We start from the raw sequence: 23,426 nt of genomic DNA, 5'->3' as shown, positions 1-23,426 counted from the left end.
GCTCAGCCAGAGTAGATGATGAACAATACTTGGCGAGCGAAGGGAGAGAAGTAACCTTACTAGTGAATCACTACGCAGCGCTTCGATCTCATCAATTTCTAAGAGCTAAAGCTCTAAGAATTGAAGGACTACGACTGGCTCAGCCAGAGTAGATGATGAACAATACTTGGCGAGCAAAGTGAGAAATGTTTCATTGATATACAATTCAAGGAGATAAGGATTATAGAGTGTTAAGACTAGCTGAATTATGCTAAAATAAAACAATACAGAAAAAATGAGGAGTGATCTTAATGGGAGAGTTAATCAACGGCCGCGAACTAGCAGACAAAATGCAGGCGCAAATCAAAGAAGAAGTGCAAGAACTTGAGAAAAAAGGCATTTATCCTGGTTTAGTTGTTTTATTAGTTGGAGAAAATCCAGCCAGTCAAACGTATGTGAAAAATAAAGACATAGCAGCAGCTAAAATCGGTATCCGGTCAAAAATCGAACGTTTGCCTGAAACGATTTCTGAAACTGAATTGCTTGCTGTGATCGAACAATATAATCAAGATCCAGAATACCACGGAATATTAGTTCAGTTGCCGTTACCCAAGCACATCGATGAAGAAAAAGTGCTGTTAGCTGTTGATCCCAAAAAAGATGTCGATGGTTTCCATCCGATGAATATGGGGCACTTATTTATTGGTGAGCCAACGATGATTCCTTGTACACCCTATGGCATTATGAAAATGTTTGAAGCCTATAATATTGATTTAGAAGGAAAACGGGCAGTTGTGATCGGTCGGAGCAATATTGTTGGAAAACCAATGGCGCAACTGATGATGATGAAAAACGCTACAGTGACGATCGCTCACTCAAGAACCGTTGATTTACCAGCTATTGCAAGAGAGGCAGATATTTTAGTCGTTGCAATCGGCCGTGGTCATTTTGTGACAAAAGAATTTATCAAGCCAGGTGCAGTCGTAATCGATGTTGGTATGAATCGAGACGAAAATGGCAAATTGATCGGCGATGTAAAATTTGATGAGGTCTCTGATCTAGCAAGTTTTATCACACCAGTACCCAAAGGCGTTGGCCCAATGACAATCACGATGTTGATGTACCAAACAGTTGAGGCCGCTAAAAAACAAAAGTAAGGTGAGAAGATGGAGCAGCAATATTTAACAGTTACTGCCTTAACCAAATATTTAAAACGTAAATTTGATGCTGATCCATACTTGGAGCGAGTCTATTTAACAGGAGAAATTTCTAATTTCCGAATGCGTCCAAATGCGCATCAGTATTTTAGTTTAAAAGATGATGGTGCAAAAATTTCTGCAATCATGTTTAAATCAGCTTTCCAAAAATTGAAATTCCAACCAAAAGAAGGAATGAAAGTATTAGTGGTCGGTCGCATTTCGCTATATGAAAGCGGCGGCTCTTACCAAATTTATGTAGAGCATATGGAACCGGATGGAGTTGGGGCTTTATATCAAGCTTTGGCAGAGTTGCGTGAGAAATTAGGCAAGGAAGGTCTATTCGAAGGTCCTAAAAAAATGTTGCCGAGATATCCTAAACGAATTGCAGTTGTTACAAGTCCAAGTGGTGCGGTTATCCGAGATATCATTACGACTGTTAAACGAAGATATCCGATTGCACAGCTTGTATTATTCCCCACGTTAGTTCAAGGAGATCAAGCTGCTGACGATATTGTTCGTAATATTCAGCGCATTGAAGATTTAGGAACGTTTGATACGATGATCATTGGTCGTGGTGGTGGTTCGATCGAGGACCTGTGGCCGTTTAATGAAGAACGAGTGGCAAGAGCGATTTATCAGGCAAAAACACCTGTGATTTCTTCCGTGGGGCATGAGACAGATGTAACGATCGCAGATATGGTAGCTGATGTTAGAGCTGCAACACCAACTGCTGCAGCAGAATTAGCGGTTCCGGTTTTAAATGAAGAACTGCTAAAAATCAAGGAACGACAAACACGTTTGGAACAGAGTTTTCTTTACCAACTGCAGCAAAAAAATGATCGCTATCAACGTTTAAAAAATTCGTATGTATTTAAGCAACCAGACCGTTTATATGAAGGGCAAACAATCAAATTAGATCGAATCACTCAACGCTTGATTCAATCGATGGAAACTGTTTATCATCAAAAACAACGGACAGCCCAAGAAATTATTGCCCAATTTAGGCAACAAACGCCTCAAGGGCAAATCAGAGAAGGGCAGCAGCAACTAAAGTTTTTGAATAAATCACTTCATGATCGTATGGAACAATACATGAAAGATAAAGAAAAACAATTTACTTCTGCTGTTCAACAACTGGATTTGTTAAGTCCGTTAAAAATTATGGGTCGAGGGTATAGTTATACAACCAAAGAGCAACAAGTGATCAAGTCAGTCAATGAACTGCAACCGAAAGAAAAAATTCAAATCCATTATGTAGATGGTGTAGTAGATACGGTGATCGAAAAAGTATCACCCGCTGAAGAGGAGTAAAAAGATGGCTAAAGAAAAAGCAGTCGAAAAAACATTTGAAGAATCATTAACTGAATTAGAAGAAATCGTTCAACGTTTAGAACGTGGTGATGTTCCTTTAGAAGAAGCGCTAGCCGCTTTTCAAGAGGGGATGGTATTAAGCAAACAGTGTCAAGATACATTAGAAAAAGCTGAAAAGACATTAACAAAAGTCATGACAGAAAACAACGAAGAAGTTGCCTTTGATGAAAGTGAGGAAAATTGATGGAAGCTTTCAATGATTTTCGTAAGCAGAGCTTACCGCTTATTGAAAAAGAAATGGAAAATTTTATCAATGAATACACTGCAAATGACCAACTAAAAGAATCGATGCTCTATTCGATCCATGCTGGTGGTAAAAGATTTCGACCACTTTTAGTTTTAGCTGCGATCCGCTCGTTTAATAAAGAAGTGCAAACCCATGATTATCAAGTGGCAGCAGCGTTAGAAATGATCCACACGTACTCGTTGATCCATGATGATTTGCCGGCGATGGATGACGATGATCTACGCCGTGGTAAACCGACCAATCATAAAGTATTCGGTGAAGCACATGCGATTTTAGCCGGTGATGGGCTGCTTACTGCTGCTTTTCAATTAATAGCAATCAGTCAAATTGAGCCGAATCAAAAAATATTGTTGATTCAACTGCTAAGCAAATCTGCTGGGACGCAAGGTATGGTTGCTGGACAAGCTGGAGATCTTCAAGGAGAAAACCGATCATTGTCATTACTTGAGTTAGCAGATGTTCACGAAAAGAAAACAGGTGCTTTGATTGAGTTTGCTCTTTTAGCCGGTGGTATTTTAGCAGAACAGCCAGAAGAGGTTGTCGATTTATTAGGCGTTTTTGCCCAACATTTAGGGTTAGCTTTTCAGATCAAAGATGACTTGTTGGATGCCACGAGCTCGGAAGAAGAATTAGGCAAGCAAGTTGGACGTGATGAAGTATTAAACAAAAGTACCTATCCAAGCTTGCTTGGATTAGCTGGTGCCAAAGAAGCGCTTCAAGAACAATTAGCGATGGGCAAGAGTACATTAGAAGTAATAAAGCAAACTAGCTCGGAATTTCATTCAGAATTATTACAAGAATTATTAGAACAATTGCAGTTAGGATAGAAAGAAGGCACTTATGAAAAAAGAGCGCGTAGATATTTTAGCGTTTAATCAAGGATTATTTGAAACCAGAGAAAAAGCTAAACGAGCAATCATGGCAGGGCTTGTTTATAATGATAAAAATGAGCGCTTGGATAAACCAGGAGAGAAAATTTTAATTGAAACACCTCTTCAAGTAAAAGGACAAACACTTCAATATGTTTCTCGTGGTGGCTTAAAGCTGGAAAAGGCTTTGGATGTATTTAAATTAGATGTTGCTGACAAAATCATGCTGGATATTGGTTCATCCACTGGGGGATTTACAGATGTCGCTCTGCAAAATGGCGCGCGCTTAAGCTATGCGCTAGATGTTGGCTATAATCAGCTAGCTTGGAAAATTCGTCAAGATGAACGAGTAGTCGTGATGGAGCGGACGAATTTTCGGTACAGCCAACCAGAAGATTTCAAAGAAGGAATTCCAGATATGGCGACTATTGATGTGTCGTTTATCTCTCTGAAACTAATCTTACCTCCACTACATAAAATTCTTAAACCTGGTGGTAAAGTAGTCGCTCTGATCAAACCTCAATTTGAAGCAGGAAAAGAGTTGGTAGGTAAAAAAGGAATTGTTCGTGAAGCGCAAACCCACGAATTGGTTTTAAATGATATTCTCTCATTTGCTCAAGGACATGGTTATTCAGTTAGTGGGTTGGATTATTCACCTATTACTGGCGGAGAAGGAAATATCGAATTTTTAGCTTATTTAACATCAATCGAAGATTCAGTGGTTGAAGATCTTTCAAAGGAAATTTCAACAGTTGTTGATAAAGCTCATAAGAAGTTGAAAGGGTAGTTTTCAAGAAACGGCGATCACGTTTTCTTTGAGCATGATAGTTAATCGATAAGACTGAGAGAAAACATCAGATGTTTTGTTTCAGCCTTATTTTTTTATGCTTTCAAAATGAATAAAAATACGCTATGATAAAATGGAAATAAATCGAGAAGGAGTATATTATTATGAGAAAAAAAGATCGGCATCGTCTGATTACTCGTTTATTAGCTGATAAAAATATCCAAAAACAAGAAGACTTTGTAACCTATTTAGAAGAAAAAGGGATCGAAGTTACTCAAGCAACGATTTCTCGTGATATCAAAGAAATGAAATTGATTAAAATTCCTTCTATAGATGGCGGTTATCGCTATAGCATACCAGCAGAAACCAAAGAAGATACATCTTTAAAATTAGAAAAACTAATGAAAGATGCATTTGTTTCCGTAGATCAGATGGAAAAGCAAGTTATTTTGCGTACAATACCAGGTAACGCTGCGGCAGCCTCTAATTTAATAGAAAAACATTATAAAGAAATTGTCTTTGCAGCAATCAATGATGATGACAGTGTGTTGATTATTGCTCGGACGGAACAAGATGCCGCATATTTAAAAAATGAATTTTTCAAGTATTTATAAAATCGAGGTGAATAAAAATGCTGCAAGAACTTTCTGTAAAGAATTTTGCGATCATTTCCTCTTTGCAATTGGAATTTCAGATGGGAATGACCGTTCTGACAGGTGAGACAGGTGCGGGGAAATCAATTATTATTGATGCGATGGGACTTTTAACAGGTGGCAGAGGATCAAGTGATTACATTCGGCAAGGTGCTTCGAAATGTACCTTAGAAGGATTATTTACGATGCCTAAAAACCAAGAGCTGTTCAATCTATTGGAAGAATTAGGAATCGAAATGGATGAAGAATCGATCGTGATCCAAAGAGATATTTCTACTTCTGGAAAAAACGTTTGTCGGGTCAATGGACGCATCATCAATATTGCAAATTTACGAAAAGTCGGAGAATTTTTAGTCGATATTCATGGCCAAAATGAGCATCAAGAACTAATGCAAAGCGACAAACATTTAGGTATGTTGGATGATTTTGGCGGCAAAGAGCTGTCCAAAATCAAAGAGCAATATGAAGAGAGTTATTCTGAATACCGCATGATTGAAAAGAAAGTTCGAAATCGCCAAAAAAATGAAAAAGAATTTGCCCAACGCATGGATATGCTGCAGTTTCAAAGTGATGAAATTGCTGCGGCGGAACTTGTTTTAGGTGAAGAAGAGCAATTGATCGAAGAACGAAATAAACTGGGGAATTTCCAAAAAATCGCTGATGCATTAGCGACAAGTTATGAAGCAATCAACGGTGATGGAGACAGCAGTCTAGATAAAATCGGATATGCGATGAATGAATTGTTATCCATTGAAACCTTAGACCCAGAATACAAAGCAATATCAGAAGCAGTTCAAAATAGTTATTATCTATTACAAGAAGCTAGCGGAGATTTGTCTAGACACATCGACAGTTTAGAGCTGGATGAAAATCGATTGAACGAAGTAGAGACAAGGCTGGAACTCATCCGCCAAATGAAAAGAAAATATGGTGAATCTATCGAATCGATTCTTGATTATTATCAAGAGATTACACGTGAATTGGCAGATGCTGATTTTCTGGAAGGAAAAACTGGAGAACTAGAAACCTTGCTGATTGAAAAGAAAAATCAGGTAATCAAAAATGGCTTGAAACTTCGAGAAATCCGGAAAAAAATCGCAAAAACACTTGAAAAAAATATCTTACGTGAATTAAAGGAATTGTACATGGAGCGGACGGTTTTTGATATTCGCTTTACGGAATTGCCAGAAGAACAATTCACAGAAGAAGGGTTGGATCAAGTTGAATTTTACATCACAACAAATCCAGGAGAACCGTTAAAACCTTTGGTAAGAGTCGCTTCTGGTGGAGAACTTTCTCGTGTAATGCTGGCGTTGAAAACCATTTTTTCTAAATCTCAAGGAATTACTAGTATTGTTTTTGATGAAGTCGATACAGGAGTCAGTGGTCGTGTGGCGCAAGCGATTGCCGATAAGATTTATCAGATTTCAGAAAACTCACAAGTGCTGTGTATTACTCATCTGCCCCAAGTTGCAGCCGTAGCGGATCATCAATATTTTATCAAAAAAGAAATTATTGGTGAGCGGACCGAAACGAAAGTTATCCGATTGAAACAAAAGGAACGGGTGGCAGAAATTGCGCGTATGCTTTCTGGCAGTGAGATTACTAAATTAACGACTGAACATGCAAAAGAATTACTAAATATGGCTGGAAATGAAGGGAAGGCTAAGTAAGATTTGTTTGTTTTGAACGAGATAAAAAAATGGAGAAGAATGATGACAGCGTAATGTTCATCGTTCTTCTCCATTAATGTTTATTTAGTTGATTATCTTAAACTCATGATAGCAGTCAAAATTGTTGAGCCCGCAATGGCAATTAGCATCAACCAAACAACGACTTTAGTGACTTTTGAAAAAGTACTTGTCTTTTTATCGTTCATTGATTATACACATCCTTATACTTTACTTTCTCTAGTTTACATCGTTTTACTAAAATCAGCAACTAGAAATTTTACAAAAGGTTTCGTTTTTTTAGCCGTCGAATCACGAAAATACATGTTGCTGTCGTGACAATAGAGATCCAAAAAAAAGCATCTTCTCGATTGGCGAACGGTAATTTTACGTTCATACCGAAGATTCCACCGATGATTGTGGGTATGGTCAAGACGATGGTTAAAGAAGTCAAAATCTTCATCACGTTGTTTAGATTATTGGAAACAATCGCTGAAAACGTATCACTAACTTTATCCACAAGCTTCAATTGAATACGGGTGGTCGTTGCCGCTTGTTTTGTTTCCACAAGAATATCGTGAAGTTTTGGGAGATGGGCTCTAGGATCTCTAAAAATTCGAGCGTTGTACAGCATATTTAAGACTTCCAAGTTAGAATTGATCGCTGAGTCAAAATAAACTAAACTTTTTTGGATGTCCATCATTTGATAGAGCTGACTATTTTCAGTTGAGACTTTTAACTCACCTTCAAGTTTATTTGTTTGGAAAATCAATTCCTTTAAAAAGCGATTGTAGCGGGTTGAAATTTGCCACGATAAGTACAAAATCAAAGTTTCTTGAATAGGTAATTCACTGTCTGGGACAGGCTGAGTAAGCATTTGTTTTAAAAAATCAGCAGAGTTATTGATAACAGTGATTACTTTTCCATTTGTTGTCAAAATAATTGCAAAGGGAAATGTATTCAATTGTGTGTAGCCACTAGGACTGATTGTTGCGTGCGGATATTGAAGCAACATCAGAGCCGGTTCTTCTAAAGTATTTTGGTGCAGACCTTCAAACCGCGAATTTTCGTTATCATCCAGTACACCTGTGATATAATCTTTAGGAAGTTCATAGGTCGTGACTAACTGATTGATTTCTTCTTCTGTAGGTTTTTCTACAGCAAGCCAGACTGTTTCATCTGTATCGGATTGTGAAGTAGTAAACTGTCCATTTTCTATTTTTAAATAATTAATCAAAATGCCACCTCGTTCTTTCAAGAATCTACTCTAATCTATTATAATGGAGTTGCCTTGTTTTTGGGAAATAAAGCTCTTGTAATTTGGTATTATTTAGGCACGAACTTTTAAACGAACTGAAACATCAATGTAAAGAAAATGAAGTATAGTTAATTAATGTGTGTTACGAAAGGAATTGTTAGGAAATGGTGTCGTTTTCAGTCATTATGCTTTTTTGGTATGTTTTTCCAGTAATTGTCTTATTTGCGTGTAATTTTATTATTTCAACGTTTTCTTTAACAGAACGTTACAAAGTAAAAGCACCGGATATCTCAATTCCATTTTTGTTTATAGGATTAAATGAATTGTCAAAAGATAGTTATGGGCAATCGATTGTTCCGTATATGGTCATTTCAGTTCTGCTTTTAGGGATCTGTGTTGCCGTTTTTCAGGCCTACTATTATGGTGATATCCTGTATGGTCGATATTTTAAAATGTTTTGGCGTTTAGTTTTTCTTTTCAGTCTAGTGTTATATGCGGTATTGATTTTATTGAATATTGTTCATTATTTCTCCTAAGAATGAACGAGTAAGCTAGAAGAAAAATAGTAACTCTAAAACTTAAATGTGTCGATTTATCTGTAGAATTGCTGGAACCGGAATGTGGGGTGTGCAACTTCAAAGGAGAAGTAAGCCAAATATCCAACCACTTTCCCCCACCAAAAATGGTTGTAATATTTTTATGAGAAAATTAAAATAAAAAAAGCAAAAAAAATCCCTTTAAAAATCGATTATACGGGTATTGATACCGCTTTTTCAGAAGAATAAACCATATCTTCAATTATTACAAACTTTTTAAATAACCATTAAATGAGGAGAGATTCACTGTTTTTGGTGGTAGAAAGTGGTGGGATGTGGTAGACTGTTTCTATCAAGTGGAAAAGTGGGGTAAATTGGCTATGTTTATGGGTGAATTTCAACATAATATAGATGCCAAAGGCCGACTCATCGTACCCGCTAAATTTCGAGACCAATTAGGTGAGAAATTTGTGGTGACTAGGGGAATGGATGGCTGTTTATTTGGTTATCCAATGTCCGAATGGGAACAACTAGAGGAAAAGCTAAAAGAAATGCCGCTAGCTAAAAAGGATGCCCGTACATTTGTCCGCTTTTTTTACTCGGCTGCAACAGAGTGTGAGATCGATAAACAAGGCAGAATCAATATACCTGCTGCGCTTAGAACTCATGGAAGTTTAGAGAAAGCTTGTGTAATTATCGGTGTTTCAAATCGAATCGAGATTTGGGATGAAGCGCGTTGGCAAGAATTTTCTACTGAAGCAGAAGAGAACTTTGATGAAATTGCAGAAACAATGATCGATTTTGGTTTTTAGAAAGAGGAGTAGTATGACGAAGGACTTTCAGCACTATACTGTTTTACTAAAAGAAACAGTTGACGGCTTACATGTGAAAGAAGATGGCATCTATGTCGATTGCACATTGGGCGGCGCAGGTCATAGTGAGTACTTACTCTCACAATTAGGCGAGCAAGGTCATTTATACGCGTTCGATCAAGATCAGAATGCATTGGATTTTGCGGCTCAACGATTAAAAAAATATGTTGATCAAGGCATGGTGACCTTTATCAAGTCGAATTTTCGACACTTAAAACAAGAATTAGCGAATCAAGGGATACATCATGTCGATGGTATCTTATACGACCTCGGTGTCTCTTCACCTCAGCTAGATGAAGCTGAGCGCGGATTTAGCTATCATCAAGATGCACCGTTAGATATGCGGATGGATCAAGATGCAGAATTATCTGCTTATGATGTAGTCAATGAATATAGTTATCATGACTTAGTGAAGATTTTCTTCCGTTACGGGGAAGAAAAATTTTCTAAACAAGTTGCTAGAGAAATCGAACGGGTACGTGAAAAAGCACCTATCGAAACAACTGGCGAATTAGTAGAAATTATCAAATCAGCAATCCCAGCGCCGGCTAGACGTAAAGGCGGACATCCAGCAAAACGGATTTTTCAAGCCATACGAATTGCGGTCAATGATGAACTGGGCGTTGTAGAAGAATCGTTAGAACAAGCGATTGCTTTACTCAATAAGAATGGTCGAATCAGTGTGATTACTTTTCATTCATTAGAAGACCGCATTGTGAAAAGCATGTTTAAAGAATATAGCAGTATACAGGATTTACCGCCTGGGCTGCCAATGGTTCCAGAAGAATTTCAACCAGAATTAAAAGTAATTACTAGAAAGCCGATTTTACCAGGTGAGACTGAATTGGCTGAAAATAATCGCTCACGAAGTGCTAAATTAAGAATTGCCGAAAAAGTCAAACTAAACATATAAAGAAAGGGGTAACGACATGGCTGAGTTAAAAAAAGTGGATGATTTCCAATACGACATTCCAATAATGGATGAACCAGTCACGGGTCCTGAAAAAGAACCTAAAGTTCAAAAAAATGTAGGCCTACCCCAATCTCCTAAAAGGAAGCTGAGAAATATCTCACTTTTGGAAAAGACAATCGGCTTTTTATTGTTAGTAGCGATTATTGGAATAGCAGTTCTCACCATTCAAGTTCGTACATCTATTACACAAATGACAAATGTAATCACTGAAACGCAAACGACTATCCAAGAAAAAGAAGAGTCTGCTTTGAAATTAGAACAACAAAAAAACGAATTATCAAAAGCAGATCGTATCAAGGAAGTCGCAAAGAACAAAGGCCTTTCAGATAACCTTGAAAATATAAGGAAAGTGAAATAAATGAGCATAAAAAATAAAATAAAGAATTTTGTCAAAAAGAAGAACTTAAATCCAATGAACAATCGTAAAAAAGTAGGCATTATTTTATTTGCTACGAGTATTGGATTGTTCTTTTTATTTGCCTTTAGATTAACGTACATAGTAGCTGTTGGAAAAGTAGCAGGTGTTTCTTTACCAGAAAAAACAGCCAATCTTTATCAAGGTAGCAGTGTAGTCAAAGCTAAAAGAGGGGCTATTTTAGACCGTAATGGGGAAGTGATTGCAGAAGATGCTACATCATACTCTGTTTATGCTATTTTATCAGAGACATATTTAGGCGAGGAAAATAAAAAGCTTTATGCACAGAAAAAAGATTTTCAAACCTTAGCAGAAATTTTAGATAGAAATACTGAGCTGACTAAAGATGAAGTTTTGAGCTTTTTAAACAGCGGAGTTAATGAAGATGGTTCAGTAAAATTTCAAGTGGAATTTGGTTCTAAAGGGAAAAATCTCACATTAGAAACAAGACAAAAAATTGAAGATGAACTCAAAGAAAAAAAAGTAGCTGGTTTATACTTTGAAGGACATCCCGCTAGAATTTATCCTAATGGTGTATTTGCCTCCCATTTTATCGGGTACACATCGTCGGCTGATTCAGATGATGATTCCAAAGGCTTAGTAGGAAAAATGGGCTTAGAAGAATCTTATAATGATGTTTTGAGTGGTAAAGACGGCAAAATTGATTATGAAAAAGATGTTTATGGAAATCCATTACCAGGGACGGTGGCTAGTGAAAAGAAAGCTGTTGATGGTAAGGATATCTATACAACGATCGACAGTCGCATACAAAGTCGGTTAGAAACGTTATTAGATCCTGTTATGGAAGAATATAAACCAGAAGATATGACGGCTATGCTGATGAAAGCTAAAACAGGCGAGATACTTGCTATGTCACAACGTCCATCTTTTAATCCTGAAACCAAAGAAGGTTTAGGTAAAGACACAGTTTGGCGTAATATTTTAGTAGAAGATAAATTTGAGCCTGGTTCAACTATGAAGCTATTTACAGCGGCAGCGGCAATGCAAGAGGGTAAATTCAATCCTAATGCGACATTTGCTTATCCAGCTGGTGGCTATAAATTAGATGATCGAACAGTAAATGACCATGATTTTGGTGCAGTTGGACCATTAACATTCCGTCAGGCTATCTCTTGGTCTAGTAACGTTGGGATGCTTACCTTGGAACAAATGATGGGCGGCGATAAATGGAAAGAGTACTTGGAAAAATTTGGATTTGGTAAATCAACGAATTCAAGTTTAGCTGGGGAATCAGCTGGAGAGCTTCCAGGGGACAACTGGGTCGACCAAGCAATGTCTTCATTTGGTCAAGCAATCTCTGTTACAAACTTCCAAATGATGCAAGCTTATACAGCAATTGCTAACGATGGTTCTATGTTAAAACCACAATATATCAGTAAAATTGTAGATAAAAATACTGGTGAAGAAAAAGTGACACAACCAGAAAAAGTAGGTCAACAAATAATAACTCCGCAACAGGCAAGTGATATTCGGACTTACATGATTGATACCGTAGAAGATCCCAATTATGGGATTGCTTACGATGTTTATAAAGTACCGGGCTATCATGTAGCAGCCAAAACGGGAACAGCTCAAATTACTGGAGAAAATGGGTATATGGCTGGTTTAACAGATTATACGTATTCAGTTGTAGAAATGGTACCTGCTGACAATCCAGAGTATATTTTGTATCTTACAATGAAAAAACCTCAGACGTATACTAGAGAAGCACTTTCCAAGATTGCTAATCCATTAATGCAAGTTGTAATGGATTCAATGGATAGTGAATCAAAGGAAACGGTTGAGGTAGCAAAATAAATAGTTAAAAAGAATAAACAAGATAGACCAATACGAGTCGAATAATTAGGAGAGATATCATGGAGTGGACACAAATTTTTATCCCCATAGTCTGTAGTTTTGCTATTACGGTGGCAGTAATGCCGATGTTTATTGGTTATTTTCAAATGAAAAAACAAGGTCAAACAACACGTGAAGATGGTCCAACTTGGCATAATGTGAAAACTGGTACGCCAACGATGGGTGGTTTGGTTTTCTTAGTAGCGAGTTTTATCACATCACTATTAGTGGGATTATGGAAACAAGAACTTACTCCTTCTCTACTGATTATTTTATTTATCTTGGTACTGTATGGATTATTAGGATTTCTTGATGATTTTATCAAAGTATTCAAAAAAAGAAATATGGGCTTAAATTCCCGTCAAAAATTAATAGGACAAATTATCGGCGGTCTAGTTTTCTATTTTGTTTATCGCTCTGAAGGGCTTTCCGATTCATTAGATTTATTTGGGATTGTTTCGTTGCCTTTAGGTATTTTTTATGGTGTGTTTGTCATCTTTTGGTTAGTTGGATTTTCAAACGCTGTGAATTTAACGGATGGTATTGATGGGTTGGTTGCAGGATTAGGTACGATTTCATTTGCTACCTATGCAATCATCGCTTGGAAACAACAACAATTTGATGTTGTCATCATATGTTTAAGTGTAATTGGTGGTTTGTTAGGATTCTTTCCTTATAATAAAAAACCTGCGAAAATCTTTATGGGAGATGTTGGTTCACTTGCTTTAGGTGGATTACTGGCAGCTATTTCCATTATCTTACATCAGGAATGGACATTGCTTTTAATTGGATTAGTTTATGTTTGTGAAACAGCTAGTGTTATTTTGCAAGTTACGTCATTTAAATTATTTGGAAAAAGAATTTTTAAAATGTCGCCGGTTCATCACCACTTTGAAATGTGTGGATGGTCTGAATGGAAGATCGATATTGTTTTTTGGTTAACAGGTGCGGTTTGTTCAGCTATTACATTGTGGATTATATTTTAAAGATATAATGAGCGATTTGACATAGCTAGCATCAAGAAGCATCTCGTATGAAAGTAGATAATTTTCTACAGAGCTAACCGCTTCTTTCAGCTTTTCTAAGATAAGGGGAAATTATAATGAAAAAAATAACAGATTATGAAAACAAAAAAGTCCTTGTTCTTGGGCTTGCTAAAAGCGGTGTTAGTGCTGCGAGATTGCTACATGAGTTAGGTGCGTTAGTGACAGTCAATGACTTTAAACAATTTGATCAAAACCCGGAAGCCCAAGATTTATTAACCTTGGGTATTCGTGTTGTTACAGGTGGACATCCAATTGAACTTTTAGATGAAGAGTTTTCTCTGATTGTAAAGAATCCTGGAATCCCGTACACGAATCCTTTAGTAGAAAAAGCAATAAGCCTGAATTTGCCGGTTCTCACTGAAGTTGAGTTAGCATATCAAATTGCTGAGTGTCCTATTATTGGAATAACTGGGACAAACGGTAAGACAACTACAACTACAATGATCGGATTGCTTTTAAATGCTGAGCGTAAAAGTGGAACTGCTCGTTTAGCTGGAAATATCGGTTATCCAGCTAGTGAAGTTGCAGAAGAGGCGAGCGCAACGGATGATATTGTGATGGAATTATCAAGTTTCCAATTGATGGGAATTCAAACATTCCATCCTCAAATCGCTGTGATTACAAATATTTACGAAGCTCATTTAGATTATCATGGTTCACGAAATGAGTATGTAAAAGCCAAATGGGCTATCCAAGAAAACATGGAGGAACATGATTTCTTAGTATTAAATTGGAACCAACAAGAGCTTCAAGAATTAAGCAAAACAACCAAAGCTGCAATTATTCCGTTTTCAACAAAAGAGAAAGTCGCAGGAGCTTATCTTGCAGATGAAAAAATATACTTCAAAGATGAATACATTATGCTAGCAACAGAATTAGGTGTGCCAGGCGCTCATAATGTTGAAAATGCACTGGCTGCGATTTCTGTAGCGAAACTAAAAGGCGTACCTACTGATGCAATCAGACAAACATTAATGATGTTTACTGGAGTGCCGCACCGTACACAATATGTAGGTGAAGTTGCAGGGCGTAGATTTTATAACGATTCAAAAGCGACGAATATATTAGCGACAGAGATGGCTTTAAGTGGTTTTGATCATTCCTCACTAATTTTATTAGCTGGTGGTTTAGACCGAGGCAACAGTTTTGATGAGTTGGTCTCTTCATTAAAAGGAATCAAAGCAATCGTGCTTTTTGGAGAAACGAAAGAAAAATTACAGCAAGCAGCAGTTGAGGCTGGCATAAAAACAATAAAATTAACAGAAAATGTCCAAACGGCTGTAAGTGATGCCTATGATTTTTCCGAAAAAAATGATACTATTCTATTATCGCCTGCGTGTGCAAGTTGGGATCAATACCCTAATTTTGAACTGCGCGGAGATGCGTTTATTCACGCAATGCACCAGCTAAAAGACTTAGAAAAGTGAGAGAATTATGAAGATATTAATGACCGGTGGCGGAACAGGCGGACACATTTATCCTGCCTTAGCTTTTGTTAACTATGTAAAACAAGTAGAACCAGATACAGAGTTCATGTATGTAGGGACAGAAACAGGTCTGGAAAGTCAAATTGTTCCAAAATACAAGATTCCATTTAAAACGATCAAAATCCAAGGATTTCGACGTTCACTTAGTCCACAAAATATTAAAACAGTCTATCTTTTCCTAAGTAGCATCGGAAAAGCTAAAAAAATTATCAAAGATTTTCAACCTGATGTAGTTATTGGAACGGGAGGTTATGTATCTGGCTCGGTCGTTTATGCGGCAAAACAGCTAAAAATACCGACGATCGTCCACGAGCAAAACAGTATACCTGGAATAACAAACAAATTTTTAAGCAAATATGCCACCAAAGTAGCGATTTGTTTTCCTGATGTAGCCGAACATTTTCCTGAAAACAAAGTTATTTTGACAGGGAATCCACGTGCTCAAGAGGTAGTAACGATCAAAAAAACAGATATATTAAGTGAATATGGCTTAGATCCTGACAAAAAGACAGTTGTTATTTTTGGTGGAAGCCGGGGCGCATTGAAAATCAATCAGGCATTTGTTGAAGCCCTTCCTTTGTTTGAACAAAGAGATTATCAGGTTCTTTATGCATCTGGTGAGCGATATTATAAAGAATTAGAAGAAACGTTAAATCTTTCTGAAAAGAAATTGACAAACGTAAGCATTCAGCCTTATATTGATAAAATGGCAGAAGTTCTAGCGTCGGCAGATCTAATGGTCGGTCGAGCTGGTGCCACTTCAATCGCAGAATTTACAGCATTGGGTTTACCAGCAATTTTGATTCCAAGCCCATACGTTACCAATGATCACCAGACGAAAAATGCTCAAAGTTTAGTCAAATCCGGAGCAGTTGAAATGATTGCTGATCAAGAACTTACAGGTCTGAAACTAGCAACTGAAATTGATGCAATTTTATTAGATGGATCTCGTCATAAATCAATGGCTGCTGCATCAAAACAAGAAGGCATCCCAGATGCTGGTGAACGACTTTACAAAGTGGTAAAAGAAATAACTGGATAGGAGGTGTGGAAGATTAGTAAGAAAAAAGAAGATCCAGGGGGAAAAGAAGAGCAAAAACTGGATACTACTGAACAACCAGATGAGCAGAATCTGACCCCATGGCAAAAAGAAAATCTCGAGTATCTAAAAACACAAGGCGATCAACCAAGCTGGAGCCCTTCTCTAGTATCTGATGAAAAAGAAGAGCAAGAAGAGCTTGCTGAAGAAGCTGAGACTGAAATCGAAGACGTTCCTTCAGAAGAACCTGTACCAGAGGAAAAACAAAAGAAAACTTACGAATCTTTTGCAGACCGCTTACCAAAAATAAAAAAAGTACGAAATAAACGATTGTATCGCAGACTAACTTTGATCGTATCAGTCTTTTTGATTGCAATAGTGATCGTCCTTTATTTTGTTTCGCCACTTAGTAAGTTAGGAAATATCGGTGTTACAGGAAATGAAGCTGTTGATAGCCAGAAAATCATTGTTCAATCTAAACTAGAGAAAGGCAAAAGTTTATGGGAACAGTTTGGCGATAGAGATATTTATGAAAAGAAAATCGAACGTCAATTACCACGAGTTAAAAAAGCAACAATTTTATTGAGTGGAATCAATTCATTCAACATAAAAATTGAAGAATATAAAGTCGTGGCTTTAGAATCTATCGAGAATGTTTTTCATCCTATTTTGGAAAATGGCAAAATTTTACCAGAAGAAATGAAAGCACCTGTGAGCGGTATGCCGGTTTTTCAAAATTTTAAAGATCAGTCGATTATTAAAAACTTAATGAATTCTTATAATAAACTTCCGGAGGATATAAAACAAAATATTTCGGAAATTCGCTATGCACCATCTAATGCAAATAAAGAATTGATTAATCTTCATATGAAGGATGCCAATCAAGTCATCGTTAATATCTCTCAATTAGAAGAGAAAATGGCGTATTATACGAAGGTTGCCAGTCAAATGGAAAAACCTGGAATCATCGATATGGAAGTTGGTATTTTCTCATATCCTTTTAATAATGAGCCTGCTGAAGAAGGCGTAGAAGAATCTTCACAGCCAGTTGATCAAAGTTAAGAAAAATAAAAGAATAAAATAGTAGAATCTACTTTCTAAAAAGCCTATGTTTATGGTAAAATTGAAAGAAGTGAGTATTCATAAAAAAATATATATTTAAACGGGCATTTTAGGTCCGCTTACATATTGGAATTAATAGGAGGAGGAACCCCATTCATGGCAAAGACAGGAATGTATGTAGGCCTTGATATTGGTACAACATCAGTAAAAGTTGTAGTTGCTGAGTTTATCGAAGGTCAAATGAATATCATTGGCGTAGGAAACGCAAAATCTGATGGATTAAATCGAGGGATCATTGTCGATATAGATAAAACAGTAAATGCGATTCAAAGAGCAGTAAGACAAGCAGAAGAAAAAGCGGGAATTCAAATTAAAAGTGTGAATGTGGGGTTACCAGCAAACTTACTTGAAGTGGAAAATTGCCAAGGAATGATCGCTGTAAGTAGTGAGTCAAAAGAAATCACTGATGAAGATGTAAGAAACGTTGCATCGGCAGCTCTGGTTCGTTCAACTCCTCCTGAACGTCAAATCGTAGCAATCCTGCCTCAAGAATTTACAGTAGATGGGTTCGAAGGGATCAAAGATCCTAGAGGAATGATTGGCGTTCGTTTAGAAATGTTTGGAGTGGTCTTTACAGGTCCAAAAACAATTATCCATAATACAAGAAAATGCGTTGAAAAAGCAGGCTTAACAGTCAATGAATTAGTTATTATGCCATTAGCTCTAACTGAAACAGTTCTTTCAGATGGTGAAAAAGATTTTGGTACCATCGTGATAGATATGGGTGGTGGTCAAACAACAACTTCTGTGATGCATGACAAACAATTGAAGTTTACTCATGTGAATCAAGAAGGTGGAGAATTTGTCACTAAGGATGTTTCTATTGTATTGAATACATCATTCAATAATGCAGAAGCATTAAAAATCAATTATGGTGATGCATATCCTGAAAGAACATCTGTAAGTGAAGAGTTTCCAGTCGATGTGATTGGTAAATCTGAACCTGTAAAAGTTGATGAACGTTATCTTTCAGAAGTCATCGAAGCAAGAGTTGAACAAATCTTTAAGAAATCTAAAGAAGTGTTGGACGAAATCGATGCTTTAGAACTTCCAGGCGGAGTGATCTTAACTGGTGGCGGCGCAAGCCTTCCTGGTGTAGTTGACTTAGCACAGGAAATCTTTGATGCAAGTGTGAAATTATATGTTCCTAATCATATGGGGCTTCGTAACCCAGTATTTACTAATGTGATTAGTATCGTAGAATATTCTGCGCAATTAAATGACATTTATCATATTGCTAAAGGCGCGATTCCTGGCGCAAAGATCAAATCATCACAGCCAATTGCGATTCAGCAAGAAGTACAATATGATACGTATGCAGATACAACGCAAGATGATTACGAAGATTCTGAAATACACGAATCTGGTGAAAAAGTTACAGGCAAGATCAAAGACTTCTTCTCAAACATCTTTGACTAACAATTAAAACAGGAGGAAACGATACTATGGAATTTTCTTTAGATAACAACATTAACAATGGCGCTGTCATCAAAGTTATCGGTGTAGGCGGCGGCGGTGGCAATGCTGTTAACCGCATGATCGATGAAAACGTTAAAGGCGTTGAATTCATCGCTGCAAATACAGATGTACAAGCCCTTAAAAACTCAAAAGCTGAAACAGTGATCCAACTTGGCCCTAAATATACACGTGGTTTAGGTGCAGGATCTCAACCAGAAGTCGGTCAAAAATCAGCAGAGGAAAGCGAACAAGTACTTTCAGATGCGTTGCAAGGCGCGGATATGATTTTTATCACTGCTGGTATGGGCGGTGGAACAGGAACAGGAGCTGCTCCTGTTGTTGCTAAAATCGCAAAAGAATTAGGTGCATTAACAGTTGGTGTTGTTACAAGACCATTTAGTTTTGAAGGACCAAAACGCGGACGCTATGCAGCAGAAGGAATTGCGCTATTAAAAGAGAATGTCGATACATTATTGATTATTTCTAATAATCGCTTATTAGAAGTTGTTGACAAGAAGACGCCTATGCTTGAAGCTTTCCGTGAAGCTGACAATGTATTACGTCAAGGAGTACAAGGTATTTCAGATTTGATTACAGCTCCTGGTTACGTTAACTTGGACTTTGCTGACGTGAAGACAGTTATGGAAAATCAAGGAACAGCCTTGATGGGAATCGGTGTTGCTAGCGGTGAAGACCGTGTAATAGAAGCTACTAAAAAAGCAATCTCTTCTCCATTGCTAGAAACATCAATTGATGGAGCTGAACAAGTATTGTTAAACATCACTGGTGGCTTGGATATGACATTATTTGAAGCACAAGATGCTTCTGATATTGTAACAAGTGCTGCAACAGGCGATGTAAACATTATCTTGGGTACATCGATCAATGAAGATTTAGGCGATGAAATTCGCGTAACTGTTATTGCAACTGGGATCGATCCTTCAAAAAAAGATCGTAAACCCCAACGTCAAAACAGACAAACTCAAATCCAAACTGTACAACAAGCACCAGTCTTGGATATGGAGCAATCAAAACCATCACAGCCACAACCACAAGAAGAGACAAGTGCGTTCGGTGACTGGGATATCCGTCGTGAGCAAAATGTGCGACCTAAAGTGGAAGATACAACATTTGAAAACGTTGAGAAAAAAGATTTTGAAACATTCCATCGTGAAGAACCATCACAAAATAACGATGATGAATTAAATACACCACCATTTTTCCGCAGAAAAAGATAGGAGTGACTTTGGACCATGCTAGTTGAAAACTTAGAACAAATAAATCAAGAAATTCAGCTAGCATGCCAAAAAGCTCAGCGGTCAGACAATGATGTAACAATGATTGCCGTGACCAAATCAGTGGGAAACGATAGGGCCAAGGAACTTGCTGAACTTGGTATTGAGGATATGGCTGAGAACCGAGTAGATAAATTACTCGAAAAGAAAATGGCACTGGAAAATTTTTCGTCTATTAAGTGGCATTTGATTGGTAATTTACAGCGTAGGAAGGTAAAATTAGTAATTAACGAGATAGATTATTTTCACGCTCTAGACAGTTTAAGTTTAGCAGAAGAAATTCAAAAGCGGGCAGAGAAGCAAATTTCCTGTTTTGTTGAAGTGAATATTACTGGTGAAGAAAGCAAGCACGGGTTTAAATCAAATGAAGTTCTTGATTTTATACATCAATTAGCAGCATTTGATAAGATCAAAGTCGTAGGATTAATGACTATGGCGCCGCTAGATGCTTCTGAACAAGTGTTGCACAAGGTATTTTCTGAGCTGAAAAATCTGCAAGAAGCAGTAAATAATCTACATCTGTCATATGCACCGTGTACAGAACTTAGCATGGGAATGAGTAATGATTTCCCAATTGCTATTGAAGAAGGTGCAACTTTTGTACGAATCGGAACAGCAATTTTCAGAGGTGCGTAAAGGAGGGGAATCTATGTCAATTTTTAGTAAAAATGCGTTATCGAGCTTTTTTGGATTATCTGGTGAAGATGAATATGATAATTATGATGAATACGAAGAGCAAAAGGTTGTCAATGAACAACCAAGACAGACGGTTCGACAAGCACAGGTACAACCAAAAACAACTGAGCCTTTAACCGAAAAACCATCTGCTCGTTATCGTTCAACAGAAACGCATCAGGATAAGAAAGAAAGCCGTCAGGAAACAGCATTTAATGAGAAAAAGGTTGTCTCCATGCGTAGTTCTAATAACTCAAATTCTAAACGTTCACAAGATGCACATAATTCAAGTAGACCAGGTAAGATTACCATTATTGAACCTAGAGTTTATTCTGAGGCAATGAATATTGCTAAGCATATTATTGCAAGTGATGCTGTATTGATTAATTTTCATTTAGTCGAAGAAAATCAAGCAAGAAGAATTGTTGACTTTCTTACTGGGACTGTTTACGCATTGGATGGAGATATTCAACGTGTGGGCGATGAAATTTTTCTTTGTACACCATCAAATATAGAAATCGATAGTGCTACAGCTCAATCGTTAGCTAAGAAACAAATGTTTGATTTCTAGTCAGGAGGTAATTATTATCGCTCTATTTATATATATTCTATATAAAGGTGTTCAAATCTATTCAGGACTTTTAATCATTTATGCATTATTATCTTGGTTTCCAGGAGCATATGATTCTACGTTTGGCCGCTTGATTGCAAGAATTTGCGAACCTTATTTGAGCTTATTTGATCGTTTGAATTTAAGAATAGGTATGGTAGGTTTCAATGTAATGATTGCGATTATTGTGTTGAATTTAGCTGCAAGCGGATTGGGTCGTATTTTACAATCGATCATGTATTAATAAAAGAAAGGATGATTTATCTATGAACGCAAATGTGTATCAACATTTTCGAAAAGATGAGCATCCTTTTATTGATTCTGTGGGTGATTGGCTAGAACAAGTCGAAAGCCAGTACGCCCCTTACTTATCAGATTTTTTAGATCCTAGACAAGCTTATATTTTAGAAACGTTGATACGGCAAAATAGTGAGCTGGAGTTTCAATTCTATGGTGGTTATGAACAAGCTGAAAGAAAACGATGTCTTATCTATCCTGATTACTATGAACCAAAACAGGAAGATTTTGAAGTAGAATTACTAGAAATCGTTTATCCTGTGAAATTTTCGACTTTATCTCATGGCAAGGTGTTGGGGACCTTAGTCAATACTGGGATCAAACGCGAATATTTTGGAGATATAATTTCTGATAGTGATAGATGGCAAGTGTTTGTTGCTAAAGAGATAGCCAATTTCATTGAGAACCAAGTAGAAAAAATCGGGAAAATATCTGTAAGATTAGAAAAAAGAAAATATACGGAGATGATTCTTCCAAAAGATGACTGGACACATGAACGAACAACAATTAGTTCGTTACGTCTGGATAATTTGATCTCTACCGTATATAATATATCTAGACAGAGATCAAAACAATTGATCGAATCTGGAAAAGTCAAAGTGAATTGGACGGAAAATTTAAGACCTGATTTTTTAGTAGATTTATTAGATATTGTGTCTATTAGAGGTTTTGGTCGAGTTCAAATCCAAGAGTTGGAAGGTAAGACGAAAAAGGACAAGTTTCGTTTGTTATTGGGGGTTCTACGAAAATAATCCAAAGAGGTGAAGGAATATGGCATTAACTCCATTAGATATTCAAAATAAGAATTTCTCTACGAAAATGAGAGGATACAACCAAGACGATGTCGATGATTTCTTAGATCAAGTAACGAAAGATTATGAAGACTCTCTTCAAAAAACTCGTGAACTTGAAAAGTCATTAAAACACGCTGAAGAAAAATTACAATATTTCAATGAATTAAAAGATGCATTGAATCAATCAATCATTGTAGCTCAAGATACTGCAGATAAAGTAAAAACTAGTGCGAATAAAGAATCAGAAGTGATTGTTACTTCTGCTGAAAATACAGCGAATGAAATGATTTCTTCTGCTGAAAAACGTTCTAGTACTCTTATTACATCTGCTGAAGAAAAAGCAAAAGAAATCCTTACTGATGCAACCGATCGTGCCCGTCAGTTAGCTGCTGAAACTGATGACTTGAAGAAGAAGACACGTGTCTTCCACCAACGTTTAAGTTTAATGTTAGAAGCACAATTAGAACAAGTGAAAAGTGAAGAATGGAATGAGCTTTTAAAACCATTCTCAAGCTATGTAAGTGATTCTCATACTGTTATCAAAGAAGTATTGGCAGAAGAACTTGATAAAAGTGATGAAGTTGCTGCACCTCCTGTTGAGGCAGAAGAACAACCAACACTTGAACAAGCTGCAATGGACCCTAAAGCAATGCTTGATCTATTAAACAAAGATCCTAAATAATTTCGTAAATAAATAGAACAGAAAAGTCAATAACCATTCTTTTAGCGAGTCAATGATAGTGAAAGTTTGACAGATCCTGGTATTGAAAAGATCCTCTATTTTACTCAAGTTTGAACCAAGTAAAACTTGACGAGTGATTTCGTTAACAATTAACAGAGGAAATAATTGAGTTGATTAATTATTTTAAATTTGGGTGGTAACGCGAGTACTTTCGTCCCTTGGGATGAAGGTACTT

General features: G+C 36.9%; 25 protein-coding genes. 23 read left to right on the top strand and 2 right to left on the bottom strand.

What is annotated here, in order from left to right:
• The first annotated feature begins 290 nt into the window (after positions 1 to 290).
• The 7 genes from JZO69_RS02210 (at position 291) to recN (ending at position 6,778) form a co-directional block, all read left to right on the top strand.
• On the top strand, positions 291 to 1,136 hold the full coding sequence (locus JZO69_RS02210) for a bifunctional methylenetetrahydrofolate dehydrogenase/methenyltetrahydrofolate cyclohydrolase (protein WP_207111275.1): 846 nt from the start codon (positions 291 to 293) through the stop codon (positions 1,134 to 1,136).
• A 9-nt stretch (positions 1,137 to 1,145) separates the two neighbouring features.
• Positions 1,146 to 2,489: an exodeoxyribonuclease VII large subunit gene (gene xseA, locus JZO69_RS02205; protein ID WP_207111274.1), complete on the top strand. Its 1,344-nt coding sequence runs from the start codon at positions 1,146 to 1,148 to the stop codon at positions 2,487 to 2,489.
• Between the two features lie 4 nt (positions 2,490 to 2,493).
• The gene (locus JZO69_RS02200) at positions 2,494 to 2,733 is read left to right on the top strand and encodes an exodeoxyribonuclease VII small subunit (RefSeq protein WP_207111273.1); all 240 of its coding nucleotides are present in this window, start codon (positions 2,494 to 2,496) and stop codon (positions 2,731 to 2,733) included.
• Complete coding sequence (locus JZO69_RS02195; protein ID WP_207111272.1) at positions 2,733 to 3,623, top strand: polyprenyl synthetase family protein; 891 nt, start codon at positions 2,733 to 2,735, stop codon at positions 3,621 to 3,623. The genes JZO69_RS02200 and JZO69_RS02195 overlap by 1 nt, the downstream gene beginning before the upstream one ends.
• A 13-nt stretch (positions 3,624 to 3,636) precedes the next feature.
• On the top strand, positions 3,637 to 4,452 hold the full coding sequence (locus JZO69_RS02190; protein WP_207111271.1) for a TlyA family RNA methyltransferase: 816 nt from the start codon (positions 3,637 to 3,639) through the stop codon (positions 4,450 to 4,452).
• Positions 4,453 to 4,616: 164 nt separating this feature from the next.
• Positions 4,617 to 5,066 carry an arginine repressor gene (locus tag JZO69_RS02185; protein WP_207111270.1) on the top strand — a complete coding sequence of 150 codons (450 nt, stop codon included), beginning with the start codon at positions 4,617 to 4,619 and terminating at the stop codon, positions 5,064 to 5,066.
• A gap of 17 nt (positions 5,067 to 5,083) precedes the next feature.
• Complete coding sequence (gene recN / locus JZO69_RS02180) at positions 5,084 to 6,778, top strand: DNA repair protein RecN (protein ID WP_207111269.1); 1,695 nt, start codon at positions 5,084 to 5,086, stop codon at positions 6,776 to 6,778.
• A 92-nt stretch (positions 6,779 to 6,870) separates the two neighbouring features.
• On the opposite strand, the gene JZO69_RS02175 is transcribed toward recN, so the two are convergent.
• Positions 6,871 to 6,984 (bottom strand): DUF4044 domain-containing protein, encoded by a 114-nt coding sequence (locus JZO69_RS02175; protein ID WP_071868151.1) that lies wholly within the window; start codon positions 6,982 to 6,984, stop codon positions 6,871 to 6,873.
• 71 nt (positions 6,985 to 7,055) lie between these two features.
• Positions 7,056 to 8,012 (bottom strand): magnesium transporter CorA family protein, encoded by a 957-nt coding sequence (locus JZO69_RS02170; RefSeq protein ID WP_207111383.1) that lies wholly within the window; start codon positions 8,010 to 8,012, stop codon positions 7,056 to 7,058.
• 185 nt (positions 8,013 to 8,197) lie between these two features.
• On the opposite strand from JZO69_RS02170, the gene JZO69_RS02165 reads away from it, so the two are divergent.
• From JZO69_RS02165 to JZO69_RS02090, 16 genes are all read left to right on the top strand, one after another.
• Entirely contained in the window at positions 8,198 to 8,569 is a 372-nt protein-coding gene (locus tag JZO69_RS02165) for a DUF3397 domain-containing protein (protein ID WP_207111268.1), read from the top strand.
• A 380-nt stretch (positions 8,570 to 8,949) separates the two neighbouring features.
• Positions 8,950 to 9,381 (top strand): division/cell wall cluster transcriptional repressor MraZ, encoded by a 432-nt coding sequence (gene mraZ / locus JZO69_RS02160; RefSeq protein ID WP_010762855.1) that lies wholly within the window; start codon positions 8,950 to 8,952, stop codon positions 9,379 to 9,381.
• 13 nt (positions 9,382 to 9,394) lie between these two features.
• A complete protein-coding gene (gene rsmH / locus JZO69_RS02155; RefSeq protein WP_207111267.1) occupies positions 9,395 to 10,354 on the top strand; it encodes a 16S rRNA (cytosine(1402)-N(4))-methyltransferase RsmH in 960 nt (319 codons plus the stop codon).
• A 16-nt stretch (positions 10,355 to 10,370) separates the two neighbouring features.
• Entirely contained in the window at positions 10,371 to 10,772 is a 402-nt protein-coding gene (gene ftsL, locus JZO69_RS02150; protein WP_207111266.1) for a cell division protein FtsL, read from the top strand.
• Positions 10,773 to 12,647: a peptidoglycan D,D-transpeptidase FtsI family protein gene (locus tag JZO69_RS02145; protein WP_207111265.1), complete on the top strand. Its 1,875-nt coding sequence runs from the start codon at positions 10,773 to 10,775 to the stop codon at positions 12,645 to 12,647.
• Between the two features lie 59 nt (positions 12,648 to 12,706).
• Positions 12,707 to 13,672, top strand: coding sequence for a phospho-N-acetylmuramoyl-pentapeptide-transferase (gene mraY, locus JZO69_RS02140; protein WP_207111264.1), 966 nt, complete (start codon positions 12,707 to 12,709; stop codon positions 13,670 to 13,672).
• Between the two features lie 116 nt (positions 13,673 to 13,788).
• A complete protein-coding gene (murD, locus tag JZO69_RS02135; RefSeq protein ID WP_207111263.1) occupies positions 13,789 to 15,159 on the top strand; it encodes a UDP-N-acetylmuramoyl-L-alanine--D-glutamate ligase in 1,371 nt (456 codons plus the stop codon).
• Between the two features lie 7 nt (positions 15,160 to 15,166).
• Positions 15,167 to 16,261 carry an undecaprenyldiphospho-muramoylpentapeptide beta-N-acetylglucosaminyltransferase gene (gene murG, locus JZO69_RS02130; protein ID WP_207111262.1) on the top strand — a complete coding sequence of 365 codons (1,095 nt, stop codon included), beginning with the start codon at positions 15,167 to 15,169 and terminating at the stop codon, positions 16,259 to 16,261.
• A 3-nt stretch (positions 16,262 to 16,264) separates the two neighbouring features.
• The gene (locus tag JZO69_RS02125; RefSeq protein WP_347401563.1) at positions 16,265 to 17,320 is read left to right on the top strand and encodes a cell division protein FtsQ/DivIB; all 1,056 of its coding nucleotides are present in this window, start codon (positions 16,265 to 16,267) and stop codon (positions 17,318 to 17,320) included.
• Positions 17,321 to 17,476: 156 nt separating this feature from the next.
• Positions 17,477 to 18,799, top strand: coding sequence for a cell division protein FtsA (gene ftsA, locus JZO69_RS02120; protein WP_207111261.1), 1,323 nt, complete (start codon positions 17,477 to 17,479; stop codon positions 18,797 to 18,799).
• Between the two features lie 26 nt (positions 18,800 to 18,825).
• Positions 18,826 to 20,076, top strand: coding sequence for a cell division protein FtsZ (gene ftsZ, locus JZO69_RS02115; RefSeq protein ID WP_207111260.1), 1,251 nt, complete (start codon positions 18,826 to 18,828; stop codon positions 20,074 to 20,076).
• Positions 20,077 to 20,091: 15 nt separating this feature from the next.
• The gene (locus tag JZO69_RS02110; protein WP_207111259.1) at positions 20,092 to 20,769 is read left to right on the top strand and encodes a YggS family pyridoxal phosphate-dependent enzyme; all 678 of its coding nucleotides are present in this window, start codon (positions 20,092 to 20,094) and stop codon (positions 20,767 to 20,769) included.
• Between the two features lie 13 nt (positions 20,770 to 20,782).
• Positions 20,783 to 21,379, top strand: coding sequence for a cell division protein SepF (locus JZO69_RS02105; RefSeq protein WP_207111258.1), 597 nt, complete (start codon positions 20,783 to 20,785; stop codon positions 21,377 to 21,379).
• Between the two features lie 10 nt (positions 21,380 to 21,389).
• Positions 21,390 to 21,662, top strand: a complete 273-nt coding sequence (locus JZO69_RS02100) for a YggT family protein (RefSeq protein ID WP_347401564.1) — start codon at positions 21,390 to 21,392, stop codon at positions 21,660 to 21,662.
• Positions 21,663 to 21,684: 22 nt separating this feature from the next.
• A complete protein-coding gene (locus JZO69_RS02095; protein WP_207111257.1) occupies positions 21,685 to 22,467 on the top strand; it encodes a YlmH family RNA-binding protein in 783 nt (260 codons plus the stop codon).
• A 19-nt stretch (positions 22,468 to 22,486) separates the two neighbouring features.
• Positions 22,487 to 23,191 (top strand): DivIVA domain-containing protein, encoded by a 705-nt coding sequence (locus JZO69_RS02090; protein WP_207111256.1) that lies wholly within the window; start codon positions 22,487 to 22,489, stop codon positions 23,189 to 23,191.
• Positions 23,192 to 23,426: the final 235 nt, after the last annotated feature.

Origin of the sequence: Candidatus Enterococcus ikei, assembly GCF_017316105.1 — a bacterium.
Lineage (GTDB): Bacteria > Bacillota > Bacilli > Lactobacillales > Enterococcaceae > Enterococcus_L > Enterococcus_L ikei.
Note: the sequence above shows the minus strand (reverse complement) of the source record. Positions and strands in the feature narration are given on the sequence as shown.